The 25,875-nt window shown below is 61.6% G+C and carries 24 protein-coding genes, 2 tRNA genes and 1 other RNA gene; 24 read left to right on the top strand and 3 right to left on the bottom strand.

The window, feature by feature from the left end; translation table 11 throughout:
* Positions 1 to 13: 13 nt before the first annotated feature.
* From hisS to FHP91_RS20360, 11 genes are all read left to right on the top strand, one after another.
* Positions 14 to 1,309, top strand: a complete 1,296-nt coding sequence (gene hisS / locus FHP91_RS20410; protein WP_144179086.1) for a histidine--tRNA ligase — start codon at positions 14 to 16, stop codon at positions 1,307 to 1,309.
* Positions 1,296 to 1,949, top strand: a complete 654-nt coding sequence (locus FHP91_RS20405) for a YfgM family protein (RefSeq protein ID WP_144311304.1) — start codon at positions 1,296 to 1,298, stop codon at positions 1,947 to 1,949. The genes hisS and FHP91_RS20405 overlap by 14 nt, the downstream gene beginning before the upstream one ends.
* Positions 1,949 to 3,094, top strand: coding sequence for an outer membrane protein assembly factor BamB (bamB, locus tag FHP91_RS20400; RefSeq protein WP_144311303.1), 1,146 nt, complete (start codon positions 1,949 to 1,951; stop codon positions 3,092 to 3,094). The genes FHP91_RS20405 and bamB overlap by 1 nt, the downstream gene beginning before the upstream one ends.
* A 12-nt stretch (positions 3,095 to 3,106) precedes the next feature.
* Positions 3,107 to 4,435 (top strand): ribosome biogenesis GTPase Der, encoded by a 1,329-nt coding sequence (gene der / locus FHP91_RS20395; RefSeq protein ID WP_144179083.1) that lies wholly within the window; start codon positions 3,107 to 3,109, stop codon positions 4,433 to 4,435.
* A gap of 88 nt (positions 4,436 to 4,523) precedes the next feature.
* Positions 4,524 to 4,769 carry an RNA chaperone Hfq gene (hfq, locus tag FHP91_RS20390; protein WP_144179082.1) on the top strand — a complete coding sequence of 82 codons (246 nt, stop codon included), beginning with the start codon at positions 4,524 to 4,526 and terminating at the stop codon, positions 4,767 to 4,769.
* A gap of 41 nt (positions 4,770 to 4,810) precedes the next feature.
* Positions 4,811 to 5,968: a GTPase HflX gene (gene hflX, locus FHP91_RS20385; RefSeq protein WP_144179081.1), complete on the top strand. Its 1,158-nt coding sequence runs from the start codon at positions 4,811 to 4,813 to the stop codon at positions 5,966 to 5,968.
* Between the two features lie 11 nt (positions 5,969 to 5,979).
* Positions 5,980 to 7,224, top strand: a complete 1,245-nt coding sequence (gene hflK, locus FHP91_RS20380) for an FtsH protease activity modulator HflK (RefSeq protein WP_144179080.1) — start codon at positions 5,980 to 5,982, stop codon at positions 7,222 to 7,224.
* Positions 7,224 to 8,114: a protease modulator HflC gene (gene hflC, locus FHP91_RS20375; protein ID WP_144179079.1), complete on the top strand. Its 891-nt coding sequence runs from the start codon at positions 7,224 to 7,226 to the stop codon at positions 8,112 to 8,114. Before hflK ends, hflC begins: the two co-directional genes overlap by 1 nt.
* The gene (locus tag FHP91_RS20370; RefSeq protein ID WP_144179078.1) at positions 8,111 to 8,299 is read left to right on the top strand and encodes a DUF2065 domain-containing protein; all 189 of its coding nucleotides are present in this window, start codon (positions 8,111 to 8,113) and stop codon (positions 8,297 to 8,299) included. Before hflC ends, FHP91_RS20370 begins: the two co-directional genes overlap by 4 nt.
* A 12-nt stretch (positions 8,300 to 8,311) precedes the next feature.
* Entirely contained in the window at positions 8,312 to 9,481 is a 1,170-nt protein-coding gene (locus FHP91_RS20365; protein ID WP_144311302.1) for an ATP phosphoribosyltransferase regulatory subunit, read from the top strand.
* Positions 9,474 to 10,784, top strand: coding sequence for an adenylosuccinate synthase (locus tag FHP91_RS20360; RefSeq protein ID WP_144311301.1), 1,311 nt, complete (start codon positions 9,474 to 9,476; stop codon positions 10,782 to 10,784). Before FHP91_RS20365 ends, FHP91_RS20360 begins: the two co-directional genes overlap by 8 nt.
* A gap of 122 nt (positions 10,785 to 10,906) precedes the next feature.
* Here the strand turns inward: FHP91_RS20360 and FHP91_RS20355 are convergent.
* Positions 10,907 to 10,993, bottom strand: a tRNA-Leu gene (locus FHP91_RS20355).
* A 136-nt stretch (positions 10,994 to 11,129) separates the two neighbouring features.
* Positions 11,130 to 11,216 (bottom strand) — tRNA-Leu (locus FHP91_RS20350).
* Positions 11,217 to 11,252: 36 nt separating this feature from the next.
* Here FHP91_RS20350 and rnr point away from each other — a divergent pair.
* From rnr to ffs, 4 genes are all read left to right on the top strand, one after another.
* Positions 11,253 to 13,538, top strand: coding sequence for a ribonuclease R (rnr, locus tag FHP91_RS20345; RefSeq protein ID WP_144311300.1), 2,286 nt, complete (start codon positions 11,253 to 11,255; stop codon positions 13,536 to 13,538).
* The gene (gene rlmB, locus FHP91_RS20340; RefSeq protein ID WP_144311299.1) at positions 13,531 to 14,283 is read left to right on the top strand and encodes a 23S rRNA (guanosine(2251)-2'-O)-methyltransferase RlmB; all 753 of its coding nucleotides are present in this window, start codon (positions 13,531 to 13,533) and stop codon (positions 14,281 to 14,283) included. Before rnr ends, rlmB begins: the two co-directional genes overlap by 8 nt.
* Before the next feature lie 144 nt (positions 14,284 to 14,427).
* Positions 14,428 to 16,104 carry an AMP-binding protein gene (locus FHP91_RS20335; RefSeq protein WP_144311298.1) on the top strand — a complete coding sequence of 559 codons (1,677 nt, stop codon included), beginning with the start codon at positions 14,428 to 14,430 and terminating at the stop codon, positions 16,102 to 16,104.
* A gap of 78 nt (positions 16,105 to 16,182) precedes the next feature.
* Positions 16,183 to 16,281, top strand: an RNA gene (gene ffs, locus FHP91_RS20330) — signal recognition particle sRNA small type.
* A 56-nt stretch (positions 16,282 to 16,337) separates the two neighbouring features.
* On the opposite strand, the gene FHP91_RS20325 is transcribed toward ffs, so the two are convergent.
* A complete protein-coding gene (locus FHP91_RS20325) occupies positions 16,338 to 17,252 on the bottom strand; it encodes a ZIP family metal transporter (RefSeq protein WP_222105269.1) in 915 nt (304 codons plus the stop codon).
* Positions 17,253 to 17,573: 321 nt separating this feature from the next.
* Between FHP91_RS20325 and dnaX the strand changes: the two genes are divergently transcribed.
* The 9 genes from dnaX to FHP91_RS20280 all read left to right on the top strand — a co-directional run bounded on the left by dnaX (position 17,574) and on the right by FHP91_RS20280 (position 25,818).
* Positions 17,574 to 19,436, top strand: a complete 1,863-nt coding sequence (gene dnaX / locus FHP91_RS20320; RefSeq protein WP_144311297.1) for a DNA polymerase III subunit gamma/tau — start codon at positions 17,574 to 17,576, stop codon at positions 19,434 to 19,436.
* 28 nt (positions 19,437 to 19,464) lie between these two features.
* The gene (locus FHP91_RS20315) at positions 19,465 to 19,788 is read left to right on the top strand and encodes a YbaB/EbfC family nucleoid-associated protein (RefSeq protein WP_144311296.1); all 324 of its coding nucleotides are present in this window, start codon (positions 19,465 to 19,467) and stop codon (positions 19,786 to 19,788) included.
* Between the two features lie 156 nt (positions 19,789 to 19,944).
* Positions 19,945 to 20,538 carry a recombination mediator RecR gene (gene recR, locus FHP91_RS20310; RefSeq protein WP_144311295.1) on the top strand — a complete coding sequence of 198 codons (594 nt, stop codon included), beginning with the start codon at positions 19,945 to 19,947 and terminating at the stop codon, positions 20,536 to 20,538.
* Between the two features lie 13 nt (positions 20,539 to 20,551).
* Positions 20,552 to 21,775, top strand: coding sequence for a CaiB/BaiF CoA transferase family protein (locus FHP91_RS20305; protein ID WP_144311294.1), 1,224 nt, complete (start codon positions 20,552 to 20,554; stop codon positions 21,773 to 21,775).
* A gap of 230 nt (positions 21,776 to 22,005) precedes the next feature.
* The gene (gene petA / locus FHP91_RS20300) at positions 22,006 to 22,599 is read left to right on the top strand and encodes a ubiquinol-cytochrome c reductase iron-sulfur subunit (RefSeq protein ID WP_144311293.1); all 594 of its coding nucleotides are present in this window, start codon (positions 22,006 to 22,008) and stop codon (positions 22,597 to 22,599) included.
* 3 nt (positions 22,600 to 22,602) lie between these two features.
* Complete coding sequence (locus tag FHP91_RS20295; protein ID WP_144179067.1) at positions 22,603 to 23,874, top strand: cytochrome b; 1,272 nt, start codon at positions 22,603 to 22,605, stop codon at positions 23,872 to 23,874.
* Positions 23,874 to 24,641 carry a cytochrome c1 gene (locus FHP91_RS20290; protein ID WP_144311292.1) on the top strand — a complete coding sequence of 256 codons (768 nt, stop codon included), beginning with the start codon at positions 23,874 to 23,876 and terminating at the stop codon, positions 24,639 to 24,641. Before FHP91_RS20295 ends, FHP91_RS20290 begins: the two co-directional genes overlap by 1 nt.
* Before the next feature lie 93 nt (positions 24,642 to 24,734).
* A complete protein-coding gene (locus tag FHP91_RS20285; protein WP_144311336.1) occupies positions 24,735 to 25,331 on the top strand; it encodes a glutathione S-transferase N-terminal domain-containing protein in 597 nt (198 codons plus the stop codon).
* 61 nt (positions 25,332 to 25,392) lie between these two features.
* Positions 25,393 to 25,818 (top strand): ClpXP protease specificity-enhancing factor, encoded by a 426-nt coding sequence (locus FHP91_RS20280; protein ID WP_144311291.1) that lies wholly within the window; start codon positions 25,393 to 25,395, stop codon positions 25,816 to 25,818.
* The last annotated feature ends 57 nt before the right edge of the window (positions 25,819 to 25,875 follow it).

Here is a 25,875-nt window from a genome sequence, read left to right as displayed (position 1 = left end):
AAAGACAGCAGACATGAGTCAAAGCCTGCGTGCCGTACGTGGCATGAACGATATTTTCCTGGACGAAGCCGAGACCTGGGAGCAGTTCGAATCCTTGATTCGCGACTGGCTCAAGAGCTACGGCTATCGGCCGATTCGCACCCCCATTGTTGAGCCCACGCCGCTGTTTCGCCGCGCCATCGGTGAAGTGACCGACATCGTCGAAAAAGAGATGTACTCTTTTGAAGATGCGCTCAACGGTGAGCATCTGACGCTGCGCCCCGAGAACACCGCCTCCTGCGTGCGCGCCGTGATGCAGCATAGCCTGCTGCACAGCGGCCCGAAGCGGCTCTATTATTACGGCCCGATGTTTCGCCACGAGCGCCCGCAAAAAGGGCGCTATCGGCAGTTTCATCAGATTGGTGCCGAGGCGCTGGGCTTTGCCGGGCCGGATATCGACGCCGAACTGATTCTGATGTGCGCCCGGCTGTGGGATGATCTGGGCATTCAGGATATCCACCTCGAGCTCAATTCACTCGGTTCTTCCGAGGAGCGGGCAGTGCACCGGGCGGCCCTGATTACGTATTTTGAAGCGCATGCCGAGCAACTGGACGAAGAGGCCAAGCGCCGGCTGTACTCCAATCCGCTGCGTATTCTCGACACCAAGAACCCGGATATGCAGGCGCTGGTCGAAGCCGCGCCCACCTTGATGGAGTACCTCGGTGAGGAGTCCCTGGCGCATTTCAATGGTGTCCAGAGCATCCTCAAAGACAACGCCATTCCGTATCGCATCAATACCCGTCTGGTGCGTGGTCTCGATTACTACAATCGCACGGTGTTCGAATGGGTGACCGATCAGCTCGGCGCGCAGGGCACGGTGTGTGCGGGTGGCCGTTACGACGGCCTGATCGAGCAACTCGGCGGCAAGAGCGCACCTGCCGCCGGCTTTGCGATGGGTGTTGAGCGATTGCTCGCGCTTTGGCAAAGTTCGGGCGGCGAGCCCGAGCGCGAAGTGCCCGATATTTACGTGGTCCATCAGGGTGAGGCGGCGCAAACCTTCGCCTTCCGGGTGGCCGAAGACATGCGGGCGCACGGCTATTCCGTGCTGCTCCATTGCGGTGGCGGCAACTTCAAGGCGCAGATGAAAAAGGCCGACGGCAGCGGTGCGCCCTGTGCCGTGATTATCGGTGACGATGAAGCCGCCGCGGCTGAAGTGACACTCAAACCCTTGCGCGACGGCGGCGAGCAGCGACGCGTTGCCGCCGATCAACTGGCCGATGTGCTGGCCGACCTCCTATTTGCCGTGGAAGATGACGATGGCAGTCTATGACCTTGAAGAGCAGGAACAACTCGCCGAACTGAAGGCGTGGTGGGCGCAGTACGGCTGGATGGTGACGACGGTGGCGGTGATCGCCGCGGTCGCCTCGGTCAGCTGGCAAGGCTGGCAGTGGTATCAGCGCAAACAGACGGCCGAAGCGGCCGCCTTGTATAGCGTGGTGCAAAAGGCCGTGGTCGACAACGACGCGGCGGCGGCGCGCCAGGCGGCCGGCCAGATTCTTGAGAATTTTTCCGGTACGGCCTACGCACCGCTGGCGGCGTTGATGTCTGCCAAGGTGCAGCAGGCGGCAGGAGATACCGGCAATGCGGCGCTGCCGCTGGAGTGGGTCACCAAAAACGCCAGCGAGCCCGTCATGCGCGATATCGCCCGCCTGCGCCTTGCCGCCGTGCGCCTTGACGCTGGCGACACCGCCGCGGCGCTGGCCTTGCTGTCCGACGAGCCGCCGCCGGCCTTGAAAGTTCGTCATCACGATCTGCGTGGCGACGCTTTGGTTGCGGACGGCAAGATTGACGATGCGCGCAAGGCCTACCAGGCAGCGCTCGACGCCGCCGACGCGGTGATCGTGCCGGGCGACCGCAGTGCAGAAATCATCCGAATCAAGCTCGAAGCGCTTATGGGAGGTGCTCGCTGATGCGTTCATTCCGTTTGTTCACGGCGCTGGCCGCCACCTCCTTGCTGGTCGGCTGCAGCTCGCTCGATGCGCTTAACCCGTTCTCGACGCCCGCGCCGAAGATGGCGCCGCTACCGGAATTCAAAGCCTCGGCCACGTTGTCGCCGGTGTGGTCCGCCAAAATCGGCGAGGCCGATATCTACCGGTTTGAACCTGCGGTGCTCGATAGCGACGTGATCGCAGCCGGGGCAGCGGGCGATGTGGCCCGTTTTTCCGGTGGGCAGACCCGGTGGCGTGTGCGTGTCGATGGCGGTCTGACCGCCGGTGTCGGCGCCGATGCGGATCTGGCCGTGGTGGCCAACGGCGCGGGTGAAGTCGTTGCGCTGGATGCCAGCTCAGGCGCTGAACGCTGGCGCGCCAAGGTCAATGCCGAGGTGCTCGCCGCACCTGGCGTCGCCAAGGATTTCGTGGTGGTGCGCAGCAGCGACAACCGGGTGTTCGGCCTGGACCGTAAAGACGGCGCCATCAAATGGACCTACCGGCGCACTACGCCGGCGCTGACCTTGCGCAACCCCTCGGGCATGTTGCTCGAAAACAACGTGGCGGTGCTAGGCTTCCCTGGTGGCAAGCTGGCGGCGCTTGATTTGAACAACGGCGGACTGATCTGGGAGCTGTCGGTGGCCTTGCCTGCCGGCGCGACCGAGCTTGAGCGCATTGCCGACGTGGTCGGCGACCCGGTGCTGCATCGTCAGACCCTGTGCGCCGCGGCCTTCCAGGGGCGCGTCAGCTGCTTTGACGTGACCAACGGCAAAACCCTGTGGAGCCGGCCGGTGTCAGCTCGCGGCGGCATGAGTCGCGATGTTCGTCAGGTGTATGTCACCGAAGATACCGATGCCGTGGTCGCGCTGGACGCTTTCAGTGGCGCCAGCATGTGGCGTCAGGATCAACTCGTGCGCCGGGTGCTGACCGCACCTTTGGCCACCAGTGCTGGTGTGGTGGTGGGTGATACCGAAGGTTATGTGCATCTGCTCAGTCTCGAGAACGGCGCCTTCATCGGCCGCACTCAGGCCGATAGCAGCGGCGTCTCCGTGGCACCGCGCGCTGTGGGCGAGCTTGTGCTTGTGCAGACGCGTGCGGGTGGCATTCATGTGTTTCAGCCGCGCTGATAAAGGTCGAAAGTGATCCCTACGCTGGTACTGGTTGGTCGGCCGAACGTCGGTAAATCAACCCTTTTCAATCGCTTGACCAAAACGCGCGATGCGCTGGTTGCGGATCAGCCGGGCCTGACGCGGGACCGTCACTACGGTGTCGGCCGTCTCGGCTCGCGCGACTATCTGGTGGTCGATACCGCCGGTTTCGACCCGGTCGCCAAAGACGGCATCATGCACGAGATGGCGCGGCAGGCCGAGCAGGCCATCGCTGAAGCCGACGTGCTGCTGTTCATGGTCGACGGTCGCAGCGGCCTGACCCCGCATGATCAGGAAATTGCCAATCGGCTTCGCCGTGTCGATCGACCGGTGTTTCTGGTGGTGAACAAAGGTGAGGGCGCGAATCGTGCCGTGCTTGGCGCTGAGTTTCATGCGCTGGGCCTGGGGGCGCCGCTGGTCATTTCCGCGGCGCACGGCGACGGTGTGCACCCCTTGCTTGACGAAATCTTCGAGGTGCTGCCCCCCGAGACGCCGCCCGCTGAACTGGAAGACGTCGGGCCGCGTGTGGCGATCGTGGGCCGGCCGAACGTCGGCAAGTCCACCCTGATCAACACCTTGCTGGGCGAGGAGCGGGTGATTGCCTTCGATATGCCCGGCACAACGCGCGATGCAATTTCCATCCCGTTTTCACGCAACGGCCGCGAATACAAACTGATCGACACCGCCGGTCTGCGTCGGCGTGGCAAGGTGTTCGAAGCGGTCGAGAAGTTCTCGGTCATCAAGACGCTGCAGGCCATCGAGCAGGCGAACGTGGTCGTGCTGGTGCTGGACGCCAGTCAGGACGTGTCGGACCAGGATGCGCACATTGCCGGTTTTGTGCTTGAAACCGGGCGCGCCCTGGTGCTGGCCATCAACAAGTGGGACAGCGTTGACAGCTATCGGCGTGAGCAGATCAAGAGTGACGTGATGCGAAAGCTACCGTTCTTGAGCTTTGCCCGCCAGCATTATGTGTCGGCCTTGAAATCGCAGGGCATCAGCGGCGTCATGTCGTCGGTCGACAAAGCCTTTGCCGCAGCGATGGCCAAGCTATCGACCCCGAAGTTGACCCGCTTGCTTGAAGAGGCGGTGACCAAGCAGGCGCCGCCCAAGGTGCGGATGTTCCGTCCGAAGATGCGGTACGCCCACCAGGGCGGCAGCAATCCGCCGATTATTGTGATTCATGGCACGGGTCTGGAGGGAATTCCGGCCAGCTATACACGGTATCTGGAACGCATGTTCATGGAGGCGTTCAAGCTGCAGGGGACGCCGTTGCGTATCCAGTTCCGGTCATCGACCAACCCGTATAGCGATCGAAAGTAGCATCCACACCACCTCCGTCAGGCGCGCCGATTGGTGTTGCACTGCGGAATCAATTAAATTACGCCCACATAACGATAGAGGCTAAAACATGAGCAACAAAGGCCAACTCCTGCAGGATCCCTTCCTTAACGCACTGCGTCGCGAGCACGTGCCGGTGTCCATCTACCTGGTTAACGGCATCAAGCTGCAGGGCCAGATCGAGTCCTTCGATCAATATGTCGTACTGTTGCGCAACACCGTGACCCAGATGGTGTACAAGCACGCCATCTCGACGGTTGTGCCGGCCCGCCCGGTCAACTTCCAGCAGCAGGAGCCGGGTGAGCCCGAAGCCTAAGGTGTTGTTCATACCCATCGGGCAGATTGCCGGGGCGTCTTATGTTTGACCGCCCCGAAGCGGGAGAGCGTGCTGTCCTGGTGCAGATTGATCTGGGCCAGGACGCCATTGAAGAGCGTCTGGCCGAGTTGGTCTTGCTGGCACAGAGTGCTGGCGCGACGGTCGAAACCATCGTTCGTGCCAAACGCCGTGCGCCGGACCCGGCCTTGTTTGTCGGTAAGGGCAAGGCGCAAGAGATTGGTGACCTGCTCGCGGGCCATGAGGCAGATCTCGTGATCTTCAATCACGCCCTGAGCCCGGGCCAGCAGCGCAACCTCGAGCGCGTGCTGCAGTGCCGGGTGGTTGACCGTACGGCGTTGATTCTCGATATCTTTGCCCTGCGGGCGCGTAGCCATGAGGGCAAGCTGCAGGTCGAGCTGGCGCAACTCGAGCATCTGGCGACGCGTTTGATTCGTGGCTGGACTCACCTCGAGCGGCAAAAGGGCGGGGTGGGCCTGCGCGGCCCAGGCGAAACGCAACTGGAAACCGACCGCCGACTCATTGGCGCTCGGGTGAAGACGCTGCGTGGCAAACTCGAAAAGCTGGAAAACCAGCGCCGGGTTCGCCGGCGTGCGCGAGAGCGTCGCGACGTCTTGTCTGTATCGATTGTCGGTTACACCAACGCCGGCAAGTCGACGCTTTTCAACGCATTGACCAAGGCCGGTGCGTACGCCGCCAATCAGTTGTTTGCCACGCTGGACACCACCTCCCGCCGACTGTTTTTGGGCGAGGCGGGGAACATTGTGCTGTCGGACACGGTCGGATTCATCCGGGATCTGCCACATAGTCTGGTGGCAGCATTCCATGCAACGCTCGAGGAAACGGTCAACGCTGATTTGCTGGTGCACGTGGTCGACTCCGGCAGTGATGACCGGGATGCGCAAATTGCCGCTGTGAATGGTGTTCTGGGCGAGATCGGTGCGGGAGATATCCCGCAGATTCTGGTCTGGAACAAGATTGACGGCAGCGGGACGCCAGCCCGGTTTGAGCGGGACGGCTGTGATAGAATCGGCCGCGTTTTCGCGAGCGCCAAGACAGGCGAGGGGCTTGATTTGCTACGACTGGCGCTGGCTGAGGAAGCGGAGCGCTTTGCCGCAGGCCTGAGGGCAGATGATTCAGATCATCAGCCGTCTTCTCATTTCGATCCACTCCATTCCTAATGGAAACACTCATGTCGCTGAATGATCCTCGCTGGGGTAACCAGGGGAACGATCAGGAGCGGGACCGCCCAAAAGACGGCCCTCCTGACCTTGATGAATTGTGGCGCGACGTCAATCGTCGTCTCGGAGGTCTTTTTGGTCGCCGTAGCGGTGGTGGCGGCAATGGCAACGGCGGTGGTGGGGGCGGCATGCCGTCCCTGAGCCCACGGCAGTTCGGCGGTGGGCTCGGTGCGCTCATCGTGCTGGTGCTGCTCGTTTGGGGTGCCAGCGGTTTCTACATTGTTGATGCCAACCAGCGCGGGGTCGTGCTGCGTTTCGGCGAGTACAACGAGACCACCGAGCCGGGCCTGCACTTGCGCCTGCCGTTTCCGATCGAGAGCCACGAGCTGGTCGACGTGACCGGCGTGCGAACCATCGAAGTTGGCTATCGCGGCGCGGAGCGCAACAAGGTGCTGCGCGAAGCGCTGATGCTGACCGACGATGAGAACATCATCAATATTCAGTTCGCGGTTCAGTACATCCTGAAGAGCCCGGAAGACTATCTGTTCAACAACCGTCACCCGGACGAGGCTGTTGCGCAGGCCGCCGAAACGGCGGTGCGCCAGATCGTCGGCCGCAACCGCATGGACTTCGTACTGTACGAAGGCCGTGAGGAAATCGCCGTGCGTGCCAAGGACTTGATGCAGGAAATCGTTGACCGTTACCAGACGGGCATTCAGATCAGCCAGGTCACCATGCGCAACGCTCAGCCACCCGAACAGGTGCAGGCCGCGTTTGACGATGCGGTCAAGGCCGGTCAGGACCGTGTGCGTCAGACCAACGAAGGTCAGGCCTACGCCAATGACGTCATTCCGAAGGCGCGCGGTACGGCGTCCCGGCTGGCTGAAGAGGCGAGTGGTTATGCTGCACGTGTGGTGGCCAATGCCGAGGGTGAAGCGAGTCGGTTCTCCCAGGTGCTGGCGGAGTACCGCAAGGCGCCCAAGGTGACGCGCGACCGCATGTACATTGAGACCATGCAGGACATGTACTCCAACACCACGAAGGTCATGGTGGATACGAAAGGCAGTGGAAACCTGATGCTGATGCCGCTGGACAAACTGATTCAATCGTCGGGCGCAAGCGAGGCGGCGCGCGCTGAAGCCCGCAATACGACCAGCGTCGTGGCCGGGACCGAGACACCGCGATCGGCTTCGATTGGTGACGATGTGCGCAGCCGGGATTTCCTTCGTAACAGCCGTGAGTTGGGAGGCCGCTGATGCGTGAGCGTACACCGATCCTATTGGGGGCCGTGCTCTTTGCCTTGGCTCTTGTCTCCATGTCGATGTTCACCGTCGATAAGCGCCAGTTCGCCATCGTTCGTCAGTTCGGTGAGATCAAGCGGGTCATCAAAGAGCCGGGTTTGAATTTCAAGGTGCCGCTGGTCCAGAACGTGACTTTCTTCGAGAAGCGCATTCTGACCATGGATACGCCGGAGCCCGAGCGTTTCATTACCTCTGAAAAGAAAAACGTGCTGGTTGACCTGTTCGTCAAGTGGCGCATCTCCGATCCGCAACTCTTTCTCGAATCCGTCGGTGGCGATGAGCGGCGAGCGATTACCCGTCTCGAACAGACTGTGAACTCCGGGTTGCGCGAAGAATTTGGTAAGCGGACGGTGCATGAAGTGGTTTCGGGTCAGCGCGATGAGATCATGGAGCAGATGCGCGCCAAGGCCGATCAGGATTCCCGCAAAATCGGCGTGCAGATTCTGGACGTGCGACTGAAGCGGGTTGATCTGCCGACCGAGGTGTCCGAATCGGTGTATCGCCGAATGGAAGCCGAGCGCAAGCGGGTGGCCAATGAGTTGCGTTCAGAGGGTGCGGCGGAGGCGGAGAAGATCCGCGCCGATGCTGATCGTCAGCGCGAGGTCATCATTGCCAATGCGTATCGTGACTCCCAGCGTATCAAGGGTGAGGGCGATGCCAAGGCCACCGAGATTTACGCCGAAGCCTTTGGTGCCGACGCCGAGTTCTACTCCTTCTACCGCAGCCTGCAGGCTTATCGTCAAAGCTTTGCTGACAAGGGTGACGTGCTGGTGGTGGAGCCGAGCAGCGACTTCTTCAAGTATCTGAAAGGTGGCGCGACGCTTCGGAAAAGCCCGACGGAATGAAATCCTCCCTGATAACGGCCTTCGCCCTCATGTTGTTGATTGAAGGCGTGCTACCGTTCGTTTCCCCCGGGCGTTGGCGCGAGGTGTTCCGGAAAGCCGTTCTCATGGAGGATGGGCAGATTCGTTTTATCGGATTGAGCTCGATGTTGATCGGGCTCATTCTCCTTCTTGTTTTCAATGACTAAACGGCACGCGTGATGCGCTGGGTACTGCCAGAATATTTTCAGGATGTCCTGCCGCCAGAGGCGGACAAGCTCGAGCACCTGCGTCGGAAGCTGCTGGATGCCTTCCGCTTGCACGGCTACCAATTGGTTGTTCCGCCCCTGGTGGAATATCTTGACTCGCTCCTTACCGGGGCTGGGCAGGATTTGCGGTTGCGCACCTTCAAGCTGGTGGATCAGTTGTCGGGCCGTACTTTGGGTGTTCGCGCCGATATGACACCGCAGGTGGCGCGTATCGACGCGCATCTGCTCAATCGCCAAGGCGTGAGCCGCCTGTGTTATTGCGGTGCGGTGGCCCACACGCTGCCCGCCACGCTGACCGCCAGTCGGGAGCCGATCCAGATAGGTGCAGAGCTCTACGGCCACGCCGGTATCGAGGCAGATATCGAGATCATTCGGCTGCTTGCCGAGGTGCTGCGTATCGCCGAGGTGCCGACCTCACGGATCGATTTGGGGCATGTGGGCTTGTTCCGCGCGCTGGTCGGCCGCGCAGCCATGGATGACGACGCGGTGCGGGACCTGTTCGGCCTGTTACAAGCCAAGGATGTTCCGACTCTGACCGAGCGCTTGGCGCCGCTGGATGCCACGGTGCGCTCCGCCTTGCTTGCGCTGCCCAAGCTGTATGGTGATGCCTCGGTACTGATCGAAGCGCGCCGTGTGTTGCCCGATTGGCCGGAAGTCGTCACGGCATTGGATGAGCTAGATCGTATTGCCGCGGCCTTGCCGGGCTTGCCGATCAGCGTCGATTTGGCCGATCTGCGCGGTTACCACTATCACAGCGGTGTGGTGTTCGCGGCTTATGGTGGGCACTCGCCGAGTGCGCTCGCGCTGGGTGGTCGTTATGACGCAGTTGGCAAGGCTTTCGGACGCGGCCGTCCGGCAACGGGCTTTAGTCTGGACTTGCGTGAGCTGGTGCAGCGCCTGCCGGCGCCGGATCTGCCCGGTGCGATTCTCGCGCCGGCGAGCGGTCCGGACGGATTGAATGAAGCCGTGCGCGCCTTGCGTGCGCGTGGCGAGATTGTCGTCGAGACTCTGCCGGGCCATGAGGGCTCGTGGGGCGAGACGGGGTGTGACCGTCAAATGGTATGGCACGACGAGCAATGGCTGGTCGTATCGCTCGAGGGAGAGGGTGCAGCACATGGGTAAGAACGTAGTTGTTATCGGCACGCAATGGGGCGACGAAGGTAAAGGCAAGATTGTCGACTGGCTGACCGACCACTCGCAAGGCGTTGTCCGCTTCCAGGGAGGCCATAACGCGGGTCACACCCTCGTGATCGGCGGCCAGAAAACCGTCCTGCACCTGATTCCGTCGGGCATCCTGCGCGAAGGCGTGGCCTGCTACATCGGCAATGGTGTGGTGGTGTCGCCCGAGGCGCTGTTCAAGGAAATCGACAAGCTCGAAGCGGTGGGTGTGAATGTCAGCGAGCGCCTTCGCATTTCCGAAGCCTGTCCGTTGATCATGCCTTACCACCAGGCGCTTGATATCGCCCGTGAGGCGGCGCGTGGCATCAACAAGATTGGCACCACCGGGCGTGGCATCGGGCCGGCCTATGAAGACAAAGTGGCTCGCCGCGGTCTGCGTGTGCAGGACTTGATGCGTCCGAAGCGTTTTGCCGAGCAATTGGCGGAACTGCTCGACTATCACAACTTCATGCTGACCCAGTACTACCGTGCTGCGCCGGTGGATTTCCAGGAAACGCTGGATGCGTCGCTGGCCATGGCGCCGCGACTCGAAGCCTTGGTCGCCGATGTGCCGCGCGCGCTCTATGATGCGCACCGCGAGGGTGCCAACCTGCTGTTTGAAGGGGCCCAAGGGACGCTGCTCGATATCGATCACGGCACCTATCCGTTCGTGACCTCCAGCAACTGCGTCGCAGGTGCGGCAGCTGCAGGCGCCGGCGTGGGGCCGAGCATGCTGCATTATGTCCTGGGCATCACCAAGGCCTACACTACGCGCGTGGGCTCGGGGCCGTTCCCGACCGAGTTGTACGACGCCGAGAGCAAGCTGGATCCGGTCGGCAAGCACTTGGCCACCAAGGGCAACGAATTTGGTGCGACCACGGGCCGGGCGCGTCGCTGCGGCTGGTTCGATGCGGCTGCGCTCAAGCGGTCTATCCAGATCAACGGCGTGTCGGGTCTGTGTGTGACCAAGCTCGACGTGCTCGACGGGGTGGAAGAGGTCAAGCTGTGCACCGGTTACCAAATCGACGGCAAACTGTCCGATATTCTGCCGGTGGGCGCTGAAGAGACGGCGCGCTGTGTGCCAGTGTATGAAACGCTGCCGGGCTGGAAGGAAAGCACCGTTGGCGTCAAGGATTACGATGCGCTGCCGGCGACTGCCCGCGCGTATCTGAAGCGGATTGAAGAAGTGTGTGCGGTGCCGGTGGACATGATCTCGACTGGTCCGGATCGGGATCAGACCATCGTCCAGCGTCATCCGTTCAAGTAATCTGGCGTGGCGTAGCGGCGAGGATCTCGCCGCTACGCTGTGCTTGAGTCGGCGATGCTTGAGTCGCTTTTGAGCCGAGTGAACGTAAAAGAGCCGACCTTTCGGTCGGCTCTTTTTGAAACTGGTGCCCAGAAGAGGACTCGAACCTCCACATCCGTAAGAATACTAGCACCTGAAGCTAGCGCGTCTACCAATTCCGCCATCTGGGCAAGAGCGCAAATTATAGCTTCAGGAAAAAAAAGTGCAATTATTATTTCAAGAAAAACAGGGCTGGCGAACGCTGACTCTTTACCCGGTTCGGAAAAAGAAAAAGCCAGTCAGAAATCTGACTGGCTTTCCCGGATTTGGTGCCCAGAAGAGGACTCGAACCTCCACATCCGTAAGGATACTAGCACCTGAAGCTAGCGCGTCTACCAATTCCGCCATCTGGGCGAGCCGCGCATTATATCTGTTCAAAAAAGGTTGTCAATGAATCGACCCACAAAAAAAACAAAACCCCAGGTCAGCCAGGCTGAAGCCGCGCCGGTGCGCAAGTCAAAACGCAAACTCAGCGCCATTCGCCGCGCCGATCCGTTCTTTGCGCGCGAGACCGAGCGTTACGAATATCCCTTGCCGAGCCGGGAGTATGTGCTCCAGATTCTGGTTGAGGCAGGCCATCCGATGCAGTTGCCACAACTGGCCGAAGCGCTGGATATCCGTGCTGACGAAATGCCGTTTTTCGAGCGTCGGGTACGCGCAATGGAGCGCGAAGGTGAGCTGGTGCGTAACCGGCGTGATGCTTATCTCATCCCTGACAAGGCCGCGCTGATTCGTGGCCGGGTCGAAGGCCATCCCGATGGCTTCGGTTTTCTCATTCCCGACGACGGGTCGGGCGATGTGTTCCTCGGACCGCGCCAGATGCGTGAAGTGTTGCATGGTGATCGCGCGATTGTGCGTGTCTCCGGCATGGATCGCCGCGGCCGGCCGGAAGGTCAGATCGTCGAAGTGCTCGAGCGCGCCAACACGCGGGTGGTCGGCCGTGTGGTCAGCGAACATGGCGTACTCGTCGTGGTGCCGGAGAACCGGCGCATCGCACGTGACATCCTGCTCGCGCCGGGCGGCCGCAAGAAAAAGGTCGAGGCTGGCGAGGTGGTGGTGGTCGAGTTGGTCGAGCAGCCCAGCAAGCATGCGCTGCCAGTGGGCCGCCTGGTCGAGACGCTGGGGCGTTACGCTGACCCGGGCATGGAAGTTGAAGTGGCGTTGCGCAAGCATGAGCTGCCGTTCGAATTCTCGGCGGAGTCCAAGGCACAGGCCCGCGCCCTGCCAAAGGGCGTGCGCAAAAAAGACCTGGCCGGGCGGGAGGATATTCGCCATTTGCCGCTGGTCACCATCGATGGTGAAACCGCCAAGGACTTTGACGACGCGGTGTATTGCGAGCGTGTTGGTCGGGGCTTCCGCCTGTTGGTGGCGATTGCCGATGTGTCGCACTATGTTGAGCCGGGCTCGGCACTGGATTCGGACGCCTTCGACCGTGGCAACTCGGTGTATTTCCCGCGTCGCGTGATTCCGATGTTGCCGGAGAATCTCTCCAATGGTCTGTGCTCGCTCAACCCGCAAGTCGACCGTTTGTGCATGGTGTGCGACATGAACATTTCGCCGACCGGGGCAGTCAAGCAGTTCCGCTTCTACCCGGCGGTGATGTTTTCGCACGCCCGGCTGACCTATAACCAGGTCGCGGCGGCGCTCTATGAAAAAGACCCCGAGGTCCGAGAGGCACTGGCCGAGCGCCTGCCGCAGCTCGAAAACCTCGATCAACTCTTCCGTGTGTTGCTCAAGGCGCGTGCGAAGCGCGGCGCCATCGATTTCGAAACCACCGAAACCCGGATGATCTTCAATGACGAGGGCAAGATCGACCGCATCGTGCCCGAGGTGCGCAACGATGCGCACCGGGTCATTGAGGAGTGCATGCTGGCCGCCAACGTGTGTGCATCGGACTTTTTGCAGGCCAATCACCATCCGGCCTTGTATCGGGTGCACGAGAGCCCCAAGCCGGAGAAGATCGAACAGTTGCGCAGCTTTCTTGGCGAGTTCGGCCTGCAGCTCGGGGGCGGGGATGACCCCACGGCCAAGGATTACGCGGCCTTGCTGAGCAAGGTAAAAGACCGGCCGGACATGCCGCTGTTGCAGACGGTGATGCTGCGTTCCTTGCGTCAGGCGATTTACAGCCCGGACAACGTCGGTCACTTTGGCCTGGCCTACGAGGCTTACACGCACTTCACCTCGCCGATCCGCCGCTATCCCGATCTGCTGGTGCACCGCGCGATCAAGGCGGTGCTCACCGGCCAGCAATACCGTCCGGGGGACTGGGAGCAGATCGGTCTGCATTGCTCGCAAACCGAGCGCCGCGCCGACGAAGCCTCGCGCGATGTCGAGTCCTGGCTGAAGTGTTTCTACATGCAGGATCGGGTCGGCGAGGTGTTCACCGGCAGCGTGTCCTCGGTGGTACCCTTCGGCCTCTTCGTGGCGCTGGACAATGTGTTCATCGAAGGGCTGGTGCACATTTCCGAGTTGGGCGAAGACTATTTCCATTACGACGAGTCGCGTCACGAGTTGCTCGGTGAGCGTAGCGGCAAGCGTTTCCGTTTGTCGGACCGCATCACGGTGCAGTTGATGCGCGTCGATATGGAAACCACCAAGATTGATTTTCGTCTGGTCACCGAGACATCTTCCGGTGCGGGCGCTGGCAAACAAAAGAAAGGTAAACGACGTGGCTAATCCCTCCGGGCGCGAGACCCGCTTCATTTTTGGTTTTCATGCGGTGCGCTCGCGCCTGCGCAACGATCCCGAGGGCGTGGTCGAAATCCATGTCGCCGCGCAGCGCAATGATGGTCGCGCGCGGGATCTGGTCGCGCTGGCCGAGACGCAAAATGTCCGCGTGATCCCGACCGATACCGGCCGTCTTGACGGCATGGCCGGCGGGGCAGTGCACCAGGGCGTGGTGGCGCGGGTCGACGCGCGTCACAAGGTGCTACAGCTCGATGACATCCTCGATACGCTCGAAGGCCCGGCGCTGCTATTGGTGCTCGACGGCGTGACCGATCCGCACAATCTGGGGGCGTGCCTGCGTGCGGCCGATGCGGCCGGCGCACAGGCGGTGATCGCGCCCAAGGATCGCTCGGCCAGCCTCAATGCCACAGCCATCAAGGTCGCCAGCGGCGCGGCCGACACGGTACCTTATGTGACGGTTACCAATCTGTCGCGCGCGCTGCGCCAGATGCAGGACGCCGGCGTGTGGATCATCGGTGCGGCGGGGGAGGCCGAGCAAGACCTCTACGCCGTCGACCAGACCGGTCCGGTCGCCTGGGTGCTGGGCGCCGAGGGCGACGGCCTGCGCCGACTGACACGTGACACCTGCGATGTGCTGGCGCGCATCCCGATGTATGGCTCGGTCGATAGTCTGAATGTGTCGGTGGCCAGCGGCATCTGTTTGTTTGAGGCCGCAAGGCAGCGTCGCGCTTGATGCGAATCAACTAATCGGCTTCGATGCCGATTTCGGCTTGCATTACGTTGACGTCAACGGTATCAATGCGCTCTTGCCTGTACGGTGCCGTATGGCGCCGTGCGGCGATTCAGCCACGGATACACCGTTGAGGGAGACGTCTAGATGAGTGTTGTCGCCAAATTTCTTGAGGCCCGCGATTTTCTGCTGGCCAACCGTACCGACTACGACACGGCCTACGCCGGGTTTCAGTGGCCGCAGTTGAGTGAGTTCAACTGGGCCATCGATTACTTCGACGCCATGGCCAAAAACAACGACCAGCCGGCGCTATGGCTTGTCGAGCAGGACGGCAGCGAGTCGAAGCGCAGCTTTGCGCAGATGTCGGCGCGCTCCAATCAAGTGGCCAACTGGTTGCGCGCGCAAGGCGTATCGCGTGGCGATCACATTCTGATCATGCTCGGCAACGAGGTTCCGCTGTGGGAGACCATGCTGGCCGCTATCAAGCTGGGGGCGGTGGTGATCCCCGCGACCACGCTGCTCACGCCGGACGATCTGGATGACCGGATCGAGCGCGGCCAGGTCAGGCACGCGGTGATCGGACATGCGCATGTCGACAAATTCGATGGCAAGAGCGGCTTTACTCGCATTGCCGTCGGCGCGCCGTGTGAAGGCTGGTTGTCGTACGCGGACGCCGATGCGGCGGACGCGCACTTCACGCCCGATGGCATCACCCGGGTTACCGATCCGCTGCTGCTGTACTTCACCTCCGGCACCACCTCCAAGCCCAAGCTGGTGCAGCACAGCCATCAGTCCTACCCGATCGGTCATTTGTCGACCATGTTCTGGATCGGCCTGCAGCCGGGCGACCGCCACATGAACATCTCCTCGCCGGGCTGGGCCAAGCATGCCTGGAGCTGCTTCTTCGCGCCCTGGAATGCTGGCGCCACGGTCTTCCTTTACAACTACACTCGCTTCGACGCCAAAGCGCTGCTCGATGTGCTGGTCAAGTACGAGATCAACACCTTGTGCGCCCCACCGACCGTGTGGCGCATGCTCATCCAGCAGAATCTGGGCGCCTACAAGACCTCGCTGCGCGAGCTGATCGGCGCCGGCGAGCCGCTCAATCCGGAAGTGATCGAGCAGGTCGAAAAGGCCTGGGGGATCACCATTCGTGACGGTTTTGGCCAGACCGAAACCACTGCCCAGATCGGCAACCCGCCGGGCCAGCGGCTCAAGCCGGGTTCGATGGGGCGCCCGCTGCCGGGCTACAAGATTGCGCTCATCGACAGCGAAGGCAAACCGGCGGAGGAGGGTGAAGTCTGTCTCGACCTGTCGGCCCGTCCGATGGGGCTGATGCTTTGCTACGCCGGTGATGAAGCCAAAACTGCCGAAGTGATGCGCGACGGTTTCTATCACACCGGCGATGTGGCGCAGATCGACGACGAGGGCTACATCACTTATGTTGGTCGTGCCGATGATGTGTTCAAGGCCTCCGACTACCGGATCAGCCCCTTCGAGCTCGAAAGCGTGCTTATTGAGCACCCGGCGGTGGCTGAAGCGGCCGTGGTGCCCAGCCCCGATCCGGTGCGCTTGGCGGTGCCCAAGGCCTTCGTGATTCTGGTCGAAGGCCAGAGCCCGAGCGCTGAGTTGGCGCGCGACATCTTTGCCTTCACGCGCGAGAACCTGGCGCCCTACAAGCGCATCCGTCGCCTGGAGTTTGCCGATTTGCCGAAGACCATTTCGGGCAAGATCCGGCGCGTCGAATTGCGCAAGCACGAAGAGGCGCGCGGCGACAAAGGGGCGATGGAGTTCTTCGAGGACGACTTCCCCGATCTCAGGTAAGGAGCCACTCCCGGCAATTGACGCAGTGCGATAGACGCAGCGCCCACCGCCGGGAGAAGCTGATACAATGCCGTCCGTGGCGGGTCTCCTCGCATTGCAGCGCGGTGAACCTGGTCAGGGCCGGAAGGCAGCAGCCACAGCCGTTCCCTGCAAGTGCCGAGGGTCAGGCTCGCCACCCTGAACACCAAAAACGCCGATCCGCGAGGGTCGGCGTTTTCTTTGCGCTGCCTTGTTCAGGCCAGCGCGGTGTCGAGCAGCATCATCACGCAGAAGCCGATCAGCAGGCCCTTCGATGCGGCGCCCTCGTGGCCGCTGCGATGCGATTCCGGGATGATCTCGTGGCTCACCACCAGCAACATGGCGCCAGCCGCCAGCGCCAATCCCCAGGGCAAGGCGACGGCCGAGACCTGAATCAGGCTGGCGCCCAGCACGGCGGCGACCGGCTCGACCAGACCCGAGGCCGCCCCCACCAACGCGGCGGTGCCGGCCCGGTAGCCGGCGCCACGCAAGGCCAGCGCCACCACCAGCCCCTCCGGGATGTCCTGGATCGCGATGCCCATGGCCAGCGCAGCGGCACCGGCGCCATCCTTGGCGGCAGCCACACCAATGGCCAAGCCTTCAGGCAGATTGTGGAGGGCAATGGCGAACACGAAGAGCCAGACCCGAGCCAGCGTCTCGGTGTCGACGCCGTCGGTGCCGTTAAGGAAATGCTCATGCGGCAGACGGCCGTCCAGCCACAGCAGCGCGCCACCACCGGCCACGATGCCGGCGGCCATCACGCCGCCGGCGATCCACGGGTCGTTCCAGATCTCGCGCGCCGCATCCAGCCCCGGCAGCACCAACGAGAACGCGGTCGCTGCCAGCATCACGCCCGCGCCGAAGCCGAGCATCGCTGCCTGTGTGCGGGCCGACAAGGGCCGCGCGAACAGCACCGGCAGTGTGCCCAGCGCGGTGGCCATGGCGGCCAGCATGCCGCCGGAGAAGGCGCGCCCGACCACCGGGTCGGTGGCCATGCCTGAGGCGAACTGATACAGATCGCGGCCGTAGATGGCGATGCCGACAAGAAGCAAGGCCGCGCCGATCCAATGGCGGGGCAGGGGGTGCGGCATCAGCGTGTGGGACAGGAGACGAAGCTCGCGGGTGCTCATGGCGTTCTCCGGAAAATGATCTTGATGCCCCAGTGTCTCCAACTCGAGACATAGTTTCCAACGATAAATAACTAAGTCGCTTATAGCTCAGGTAAATGACTGTAGATCGATGGATGGGGCTCGATGCGACCGTCAGGTATGGCCAGAATCTGTGGGGCGGTCCGTGGCGGCGCTGCGGGCACACGAGTTGGCGTGTTGCCAGGAGGTGCCACCCGGTAAAGCATTGAAAATGTATTGATATAGTTATTGTTGTAGTTTTTGACTATTTCGAATGCCTTGCGACACTGCCGGCGAAACCGCCGCCTCTGCTAGAATCCCGCCATGAGTTATCAGGTCCTCGCGCGTAAATGGCGTCCCAAGGGTTTTGACACCCTGGTGGGGCAGGAGCATGTGGTTCGGGCGCTGACGCACGCGCTCGAAACCGGGCGTTTGCATCACGCCTACCTGTTTACCGGGACGCGCGGCGTGGGCAAAACCACCATCGCCCGAATCCTCGCCAAGGCGCTCAATTGCGAGACCGGTGTGACCGCCACGCCTTGTGGTGTGTGCTCGTCCTGCCAAGAGATCGACGCCGGGCGGTTTGTGGATTTGCTGGAGGTCGACGCGGCCACCAACACGCGTGTCGACGAGATGCGCCAGTTGCTCGAAAACGCGGTATACGCGCCGACGCGGGGCCGTTTCAAGGTGTACGTGATCGACGAAGTGCACATGCTCTCCAACTCGGCCTTCAATGCCATGTTGAAGACGCTGGAAGAGCCGCCCGAGCACATCAAGTTCATCCTCGCCACCACCGATCCGCAGAAGATTCCGGTCACGGTGCTGTCGCGCTGCCTGCAGTTCAATCTCAAGCAGATGCCGCCGGGACATATCGTCGAGCATCTGTCGCGCATTCTCGAGACCGAAGCGGTGCCGTTTGATCCGCCTGCGTTGCGCCACATTGCCAAAGGCGCCAGTGGTTCGATGCGCGATGCGCTGTCGCTGCTCGATCAGGCCATCGCGCATGGCGCCGGCAAGGTCGAAGAAGCCGGCGTGCAGGCCATGCTCGGCTCGGTGGGTGAAGACCATCTGTTTGAAATTCTCGACGGTCTGGTCAGCAACGACGTGTCGGCCATGCTGGCCGTGGCCGAGGCCATGGATGCGCGCAGTCTGTCTTTTGATGCCGCGCTGCAGGCGCTGGCCTCGCTGGTGCAGCGCATCGCGGTGTTTCAGTTTGCGCCGAGTGCGATTGCCGACGAAGTAGAGCGCACGCGTTTGCAGCCCTATGTCGATGCCTTCGACCCCGAATTCCTGCAACTGGCTTATCAGATCGCGATCCATGGTCGTGACGAGCTGCCCCTGGCGCCGGATGAGCCCGCTGGTTTTGTCATGACGCTGTTGCGTCTGCATGCTTTCCGGCCCGCGCAAGCGGCGCCTTTGGCCGGCGGTGGTGGCAGCGTGCCGGCGCTCGCCGCGCGAACGCCAACCCGACCGATTGCGCCTGCGCTTGATTCGACACCTGGCGCCGCACCCGTTTCGGCCCCTGTCGCAACCGCAGCGCCGACTCGGCCGCCCGTGGCGGACAAGCCCGCCGCGGTCGCGCCGGTGGCAAAGCCCGCGCCTGAACCGCTTGCCGCCGCACCGGCGCCTAAGCCCGTGTCGCGAGGCGATGTCCCGCCTTGGGAAGATTTGCCCGAAGAGGCGCATGCCGCCTCGTCGGATGATGCCGGCGTATCAGAGCCGCCGGAGCGTGAGCCCGCTGAGGTCGCCGCGCCGGCGAGCGCGCCGGTGGCAGCGCAGCGCGCGTCCGCCGACGTGCCCTCAGGCGATGTCGACTGGCATGGCCTGATCGTAGAGATCGGCCTGAAAGGCCTGGTGCGTGAGTTGGCTCAGCACTGCGAATGGCTGGGTATGGCGGAGGGCAGTATTCGCCTGCGGCTGAGCGAAGCGCATCGCCACCTGATTGCCATGAACCGTGGCAATCTCGAACGGCTGCAGGCCGAGATTGATCGCCATTTTGATCGCCCCGTGAAGCTGAACATCGAGATCGGCGGCATCGAGGGCGAAACGCCGGCGCAGCGCGACGCGGCAACGCGTGAGGCCCGGCAGGCGCAGGCGATTGCCTCGCTGGAACAGGACCCTTTCGTACAGGAAATGATCGAGCGTTTTGACGCGACCTTGCAGGAAGCGTCGGTACGCCCCTTGTGACACACCGGATTGCACTGGAGAAAGCAACATGATGAAGGGCGGTATTGCAGGCCTGATGAAACAGGCCCAGAAGATGCAGGAAAACATGCAGAAGGCGCAGGAAGAGTTGGCGTCGATCGAAGTCGAGGGCCAGGCCGGTGCCGGCATGGTCAAGATCACCATGACCTGCAAGCACGATGTGCGTCGCGTTCAGATCGACGAGTCGGTAATGGATGATCGCGAAATGCTCGAAGACTTGCTGGCAGCAGCCGTCAACGACGCCGTGCGCCGTGTCGATGCCACCAGTCAGGAAAAAATGGCGGGGTTCTCGGCCGGGCTGAATCTGCCCCCCGGCTTCAAGATGCCGTTCTGAGTTTGACGATGGCTGTCGAGGGTGTAGCTTGGGTTGAGCGTAGCGAAGCCCAACACACATCCTGCCAACTCGGTACGCCGCATGTTGGGCTTCGCGCTGCTCAACCCAACCTGCACGGCATGTCACCGGCGCTTCAAAGGCACGACACGACCACCCATGACCCCTTCTACGCTTGATGCCCTCATCGAAGCCTTGCGCTGCCTGCCCGGGGTTGGGCCGAAGTCGGCCCAGCGCATGGCCTACCACATGCTGCAGCGCGACCAGCGCGGTGCGGCGCGGCTGGCGAGCGCCTTGAGCAAGGCGCTTGAGGTGCTGCGCCATTGCGCGCGATGCAATACCTTTACGGAAGACGACATCTGCCAGCGCTGCGCCAACCCGCAGCGCGATCCGCGCTTGCTGTGCGTGGTCGAGATGCCGTCCGATCTGGCCATGATGGAGCAGACGCATGCCTTCAAGGGCATGTACTACGTGCTCATGGGCCGCATGTCGCCGCTCGATGGCATCGGCCCACGGGAGCTTAAGCTCGAGAAGCTGGTCGAGCGGGCCACCGATGGTCAGGTTGAAGAAGTGATTCTGGCCACCAATTTCACCAATGAAGGCGAAGTGACGGCGCATACCGTCGGCGAGTTGATGCGCGCGCGCGGCCTGAAGGTCAGTCGCATCGCGCGTGGCGTGCCGGTGGGTGGCGAGCTGGAGCACACCGACATCGGCACCATCGCCCAGGCGCTGATCGAACGGCGTTCGGTCTGAGGTGAAAGCGCACATGTCTGATGCACCCAAGGCCGAGCAGGGCGTGAGCGACAAGCCGCTGCAAGGCGTGCGGGTGATCGAGTTCGGCACCTTGATTGCGGGCCCATTCTGCACCCGCATCCTGGCCGAATTTGGCGCCGAGGTGATCAAGATTGAGACGCCGGGCACCGGTGACCCTTTGCGCAAGTGGCGCAAACTGCATGGCGATACCTCGCTGTGGTGGTATGTGCAGGCACGTAACAAACAGTCGGTGACGCTCAATCTGAAGTCGCCAGAAGGTGTCGCCATCGCGCGTCAACTGGTGGCGAATGCCGACATCGTCGTCGAAAACTTCCGCCCTGGTGTGATGGAAAAACTGGGTTTGGGCTGGGATGTGCTCAACGCCGACAACCCAGGGCTGGTGATGGTGCGCTTGTCGGGCTTTGGTCAGACCGGGCCGTATCGCGATCAACCAGGTTTCGGCGCCATTGGTGAATCCATGGGCGGCTTGCGCTACATCACCGGCGACCCGGAGCTACCGCCGTTCAAGACCGGCATCTCGATCGGCGATTCGATCGCTGCGCTGTGGGCTGCGTTGGGTGCCTTGATGGCACTGCGTCATCGCGAGGTCGCCGGGGGGCAAGGACAGGTGGTCGATGTGGCCCTGTACGAGGCCGTGTTCGCCATGATGGAGAGCATGGTGCCGGAGTTCGATCACTACGGATTCATCCGAGAGCGCACCGGTAATGTGATGCCAGGGATTACGCCGTCGAACACGCACACCGCGCGCGACGGCAAGCACATCATCGTCGGCGGCAATGGCGACGCCATTTTCAAGCGTCTGATGCGCGCTGTCGGTCGGCCGGATCTGGCGGACGATGCGGCGCTGGCGGACAACGCGGGGCGTGATGCCCGCGCGGCTGAAATCTACGGTGTCATCGACGACTGGGTCGGTCGGCATGACGGACAGGTCGTCCTCGAGACGCTCAAGGCGGCCGATGTGCCCGTCTCAAACATCTACTCCGTGGCCGACATGTTTGCGGACCCGCAGTATCTGGCGCGACAAATGATCGAACGGGTGGGTTTGCCCGGTGGCGAATCGCTGGCGATCCCCAGCGTGGTGCCGAAACTGACGGCAACGCCCGGGGCGACGGAATGGATCGGCCCGGCCCTGGGGGCGCATACCGATAGCGTATTGAAGGGCTTGGGTTTGGACGAGGTGGCGATCAGTCAGCTTCGTCAGAAAGGTGTGGTTTGAGCGGGCGAGACGGATTCTCGGATGGAAAATTAGCCAGCTGCGATGTTGTTGCGCAGCATTTTTGGCGTGTTGGGCCTGATTTGTATCAAAAAACGCTTCCGACTTTCGTTGTAAGCGTTTGATTATAAAAGTTTTTGAAAGATCGGGGTTTTTTCGCGCTGCCATATTCGTTATACTCTCGCGGTTTTTGTATCTAGCATTTTTGCTTCCTTTTTGCGGGGAATGGGCTCATGAGCGTTGAGGAAAAGATGGACAGTGGCCGTCGGCAGTTGTTGCTGGCCACGTCGGTCGCAGGTGGCGCGGCAGCGGCGGCAACAGCCGTTCCGTTTGTGGCAAGCCTGACACCGTCGGAGCGCGCCAAGGCAGCGGGTGCGCCGGTCGAGGCCGACGTCAGCAAGCTGGCGCCGGGCGAGATGATGACGGTCGAGTGGCAAGGCAAGCCGGTCTGGATTCTGCGTCGCACCGAAGAGATGCTGGCGACCTTGGACAAGCTGGATGATCAGTTGGCCGATCCGGCGTCGGACAAGTCAGTTCAGCCCGAGTATGCCAAGAACAAGGCGCGTTCGATCAAGCCCGAATTCCTGGTTACCATCGGCATCTGTACGCACCTGGGCTGTTCTCCGTCCCAGAAGTTCAAGATTGGCGCCGAAAGTGGCCTGGGCGATGCCTGGCCGGGCGGCTTCCTGTGCCCCTGCCACGGTTCGACCTTCGACCTGGCCGCTCGGGTGTACGCCGGCAAGCCGGCCCCGACGAACCTGGACATTCCGCCGCACAAGTACCTGGCGGACACCAAGATCCTGATTGGCGAAGATGGGACGGCATAACTCATGACGACGAAATCTCAAGCTCTGCTGAACTGGGTTGACGAGCGTTTTCCGCTGACGTCGACCTGGAAGGCGCATTTGTCCGAGTACTACGCACCGAAGAACTTCAACTTCTGGTACTTCTTCGGTTCACTGGCGCTGATGGTGCTGGTGATCCAGATCGTGACCGGCATCTTCCTGGTCATGCACTACAAGCCGGACGCCTCACTCAATGCCTCTGGCGTGCCGGTGGCGTTTGCGGCGGTCGAGTACATCATGCGTGATGTGCCGGGCGGCTGGTTGATCCGCTACATGCACTCGACGGGCGCTTCCGCGTTCTTCGTCGTGGTGTATCTGCACATGTTCCGCGGGATGCTCTACGGTTCCTACCGGAAGCCGCGGGAACTGATCTGGCTGTTCGGCGTGGGCATTTTCCTCGCGCTGATGGCGGAAGCCTTCATGGGCTATCTGCTGCCTTGGGGGCAGATGTCGTTCTGGGGCGCACAGGTGATCGTGAACCTGTTCTCGGCCATCCCCGTGATCGGCCCGGACCTGGCGCTGGTCATTCGTGGCGACTTCGTCGTCTCGGACGCCACCCTGAACCGCTTCTTTTCTTTCCACGTCATTGCCGTGCCGCTGGTGTTGATCGGTCTGGTGCTCGCCCACATCGTGGCGCTGCACGAAGTCGGCTCCAACAACCCTGACGGTGTCGAAATCAAGAAGAAGAAAGACGCCAACGGTATTCCGCTCGACGGCATCCCCTTCCACCCGTACTACACGGTGAAGGACATCGTCGGTGTGGTCGGCTTCCTGTTCGTGTTCTCGGCTGTGCTGTTCTTCGCCCCTGAGGGCGGCGGGTACTTCCTTGAGTACAACAACTTCCTGCCGGCCGATCCGCTGGTGACGCCGCCGCACATCGCGCCGGTGTGGTACTTCACGCCGTTCTACTCGTTGCTGCGCGCCGTGACCTATCCGCTGTTCGGTCTGGACGCCAAGTTCTGGGGCGTGATTGCCATGGGCGCCGGGGTGGTGATCTTCGCCTTCCTGCCGTGGCTCGATCGTAGCCCGGTCAAGTCGATCCGCTACAAAGGTCCGATCTTCAAGACGGCGCTGGTGCTCTTTGTGATCATCTTCTTCATTCTTGGCTATCTGGGCGTTCAGCCGCCTGACAACGGTGGCATCAAGGACCGTACGACGCAGATCTGCTCGGTGCTGTACTTCGCGTTCTTCCTGCTGATGCCGTTCTACAGCAAGATGGATAAATGCAAAGCCGAACCGGAAAGGGTGACTTCCTGATGAAAACGCGTGCAATGAAATTCGTAAAGCGCCTGTTGGCGGCTGCTCTGTTTGCGCCAGTTGTGGCCATGGCCGCAGGTGCAGCGCTGCATCTGGACAAGGCGCCGGTCAGCACTGACCCGGCCGCCTTGCAAAATGGCGCCAAGGTGTTTGTGAACTACTGCCTCAACTGCCACGCCGCCAGCTTTGTGCGTTACAACCGCCTCAAGGATATCGGACTGTCCGAAGATCTGATCAAGGACAACCTGCTGTTTACCGCCGACAAGATCGGTGAGCAGATGAAGATCGCCATGACGCGGGACAACGGCAAGCTCTGGTTTGGTGCGCCGCCGCCGGATCTGACCCTGGTTGCCCGGGCACGTGCGTCGGGCGACGGCAGCGGTGCGGATTGGCTCTACACCTATCTGCGCCAGTTCTACCGTGATCCGAGCCGGCCCACTGGCTGGAACAACAAGGTCTTCGAAAACGTCGGCATGCCCCATGTGTTGTGGGAACTGCAGGGCGATCAGGTGGCCCATATTGAAGAAAAGGATGACGGTCACGGCGGCATGCACAAGGAAGTCTCGCTCGAACTGAGCAAGCCGGGTACGCAAACGGCTGCGGAGTACGACAAGACGGTTGCCGACCTCGTGTCCTTCATGGTCTGGATGGGTGAGCCGATGGCGGAAAGCCGCAAGAACATCGGCACCTTCGTTCTTCTATTTCTGGCTGGTTTGTTCGTCCTGAGCTACCTGCTCAAGAAGAACTTCTGGAAAGATATTCACTGATCGGCTGACCGCCATGTTGGCGGTCACCGGTGATCATTGGCGCCGTATGCCTTTTGGCATGCGGCGTTGAGCATTCATGGAGCTGTTACTGTCATGATGAATTTGTATTCCGGAACGACGGACCCTTTTAGCCACCGTTGCCGGATTGTGCTCTTTGAAAAAGGTATGGATTTTCAGGTGATCGATGTCGATCTCGATCACAAGCCTGAAGATATTGCCGTGATCAACCCGTACAACCGTGTGCCCGTGCTGGTCGATCGCGACCTCGTTTTACATGAGGCCAACATCATCAATGAGTATATTGATGAGCGTTTTCCGCACCCGCAGCTGATGCCGCCTGATCCGATCATGCGTGCCCGCGCGCGTCAGTTTCTGCACACGTTTGAGCAGGAACTGTTCGCCGGTATCGATCTGCTGGAAAAGAACCAGAAAGGCGCCGACAAGGTGCGGGCTCAGGTGCGTGAGCAGCTGACCCAGTTGGCACCGATGTTTGCCAATCAGAAGTTCATGCTCGGTGATGACTTCTCGATGCTCGACGTGGCCGTTGCGCCGCTGTTGTGGCGTCTGGAGCACTACGGCATCGATCTGCCAAAAGCGGCCGCACCGCTCATGAAGTATTCCGAGCGTGTGTTCAGCCGTCAGGGCTTTATCGATTCGCTGACCCCGTCCGAAAAGGTCATGCGCCGTTGATTTGACGCTGCGGGGATGGTGAAATCTTCGCCAGACCCGCAGCCGAGCTGCAGGAAATGGAATGTCAGACGTCTCTACAAAACCCTACTTGATTCGCGCGATCCACGCGTGGTGCACCGATCAGGGACTGACCCCGCATATTGCGGCGGTGGTCGATGAACATGTGCGTATTCCGCCCGGAACGGCACAAGACGGGCAGATCGTGCTCGACGTAAGCACTGACGCGACACATCAGCTCGACTTGGGGAATGACATCATCCAGTTTCAAGCTCGCTTTGGTGGCGTGGCGCAGTGGGTGCGCATTCCGGTCAGCAACGTCGTCGCCGTCTATGCCCAGGAAAATGGTCACGGGATGGGTTTCGAGGCCGAAACCTATGCCGGGGCGTCCGACGCCGATGTGCCGAACACCGCCGATGAGCCCACGCCGCCTACTGGTGGGGGAGACAAACCCGCCGCCGGGCGCAGCCACCTCAAGGTTATTAAATAAATCTGAATGCATACCGTGTCGCCGCCTGCCGGACGGCAGCGTGAGATTGACATGCGT

It is taken from the genome of Denitromonas halophila (genome assembly GCF_007625155.1).
Taxonomy (GTDB): Bacteria; Pseudomonadota; Gammaproteobacteria; order Burkholderiales; family Rhodocyclaceae; genus Nitrogeniibacter; species Nitrogeniibacter halophilus.
The sequence above is the reverse complement of the archived record's forward strand: the minus strand, read 5'-3'. Positions and strand labels throughout refer to the sequence as shown.

Bases quoted from the DNA above. Each gene is read 5' to 3' on its own strand.
- hflX (WP_144179081.1), top strand. From the start codon at position 4,811: ATGTTTGACCGCCCCGAAGCGGGAGAGCGTGCTGTCCTGGTGCAGATT.
- FHP91_RS20335 (WP_144311298.1), top strand. From the start codon at position 14,428: ATGAGTGTTGTCGCCAAATTTCTTGAGGCCCGCGATTTTCTGCTGGCC.
- FHP91_RS20325 (WP_222105269.1), bottom strand. From the start codon at position 17,252: ATGAGCACCCGCGAGCTTCGTCTCCTGTCCCACACGCTGATGCCGCAC.
- petA (WP_144311293.1), top strand. From the start codon at position 22,006: ATGAGCGTTGAGGAAAAGATGGACAGTGGCCGTCGGCAGTTGTTGCTG.
- FHP91_RS20295 (WP_144179067.1), top strand. From the start codon at position 22,603: ATGACGACGAAATCTCAAGCTCTGCTGAACTGGGTTGACGAGCGTTTT.
- FHP91_RS20305 (WP_144311294.1), top strand. From the start codon at position 20,552: ATGTCTGATGCACCCAAGGCCGAGCAGGGCGTGAGCGACAAGCCGCTG.
- FHP91_RS20285 (WP_144311336.1), top strand. From the start codon at position 24,735: ATGATGAATTTGTATTCCGGAACGACGGACCCTTTTAGCCACCGTTGC.
- FHP91_RS20365 (WP_144311302.1), top strand. From the start codon at position 8,312: ATGCGCTGGGTACTGCCAGAATATTTTCAGGATGTCCTGCCGCCAGAG.
- hflC (WP_144179079.1), top strand. From the start codon at position 7,224: ATGCGTGAGCGTACACCGATCCTATTGGGGGCCGTGCTCTTTGCCTTG.
- rnr (WP_144311300.1), top strand. From the start codon at position 11,253: ATGAATCGACCCACAAAAAAAACAAAACCCCAGGTCAGCCAGGCTGAA.
- hisS (WP_144179086.1), top strand. From the start codon at position 14: ATGAGTCAAAGCCTGCGTGCCGTACGTGGCATGAACGATATTTTCCTG.
- bamB (WP_144311303.1), top strand. From the start codon at position 1,949: ATGCGTTCATTCCGTTTGTTCACGGCGCTGGCCGCCACCTCCTTGCTG.
- dnaX (WP_144311297.1), top strand. From the start codon at position 17,574: ATGAGTTATCAGGTCCTCGCGCGTAAATGGCGTCCCAAGGGTTTTGAC.
- FHP91_RS20315 (WP_144311296.1), top strand. From the start codon at position 19,465: ATGATGAAGGGCGGTATTGCAGGCCTGATGAAACAGGCCCAGAAGATG.
- FHP91_RS20280 (WP_144311291.1), top strand. From the start codon at position 25,393: ATGTCAGACGTCTCTACAAAACCCTACTTGATTCGCGCGATCCACGCG.
- FHP91_RS20360 (WP_144311301.1), top strand. From the start codon at position 9,474: ATGGGTAAGAACGTAGTTGTTATCGGCACGCAATGGGGCGACGAAGGT.
- hflK (WP_144179080.1), top strand. From the start codon at position 5,980: ATGTCGCTGAATGATCCTCGCTGGGGTAACCAGGGGAACGATCAGGAG.
- hfq (WP_144179082.1), top strand. From the start codon at position 4,524: ATGAGCAACAAAGGCCAACTCCTGCAGGATCCCTTCCTTAACGCACTG.
- recR (WP_144311295.1), top strand. From the start codon at position 19,945: ATGACCCCTTCTACGCTTGATGCCCTCATCGAAGCCTTGCGCTGCCTG.
- FHP91_RS20370 (WP_144179078.1), top strand. From the start codon at position 8,111: ATGAAATCCTCCCTGATAACGGCCTTCGCCCTCATGTTGTTGATTGAA.
- FHP91_RS20290 (WP_144311292.1), top strand. From the start codon at position 23,874: ATGAAAACGCGTGCAATGAAATTCGTAAAGCGCCTGTTGGCGGCTGCT.
- FHP91_RS20405 (WP_144311304.1), top strand. From the start codon at position 1,296: ATGGCAGTCTATGACCTTGAAGAGCAGGAACAACTCGCCGAACTGAAG.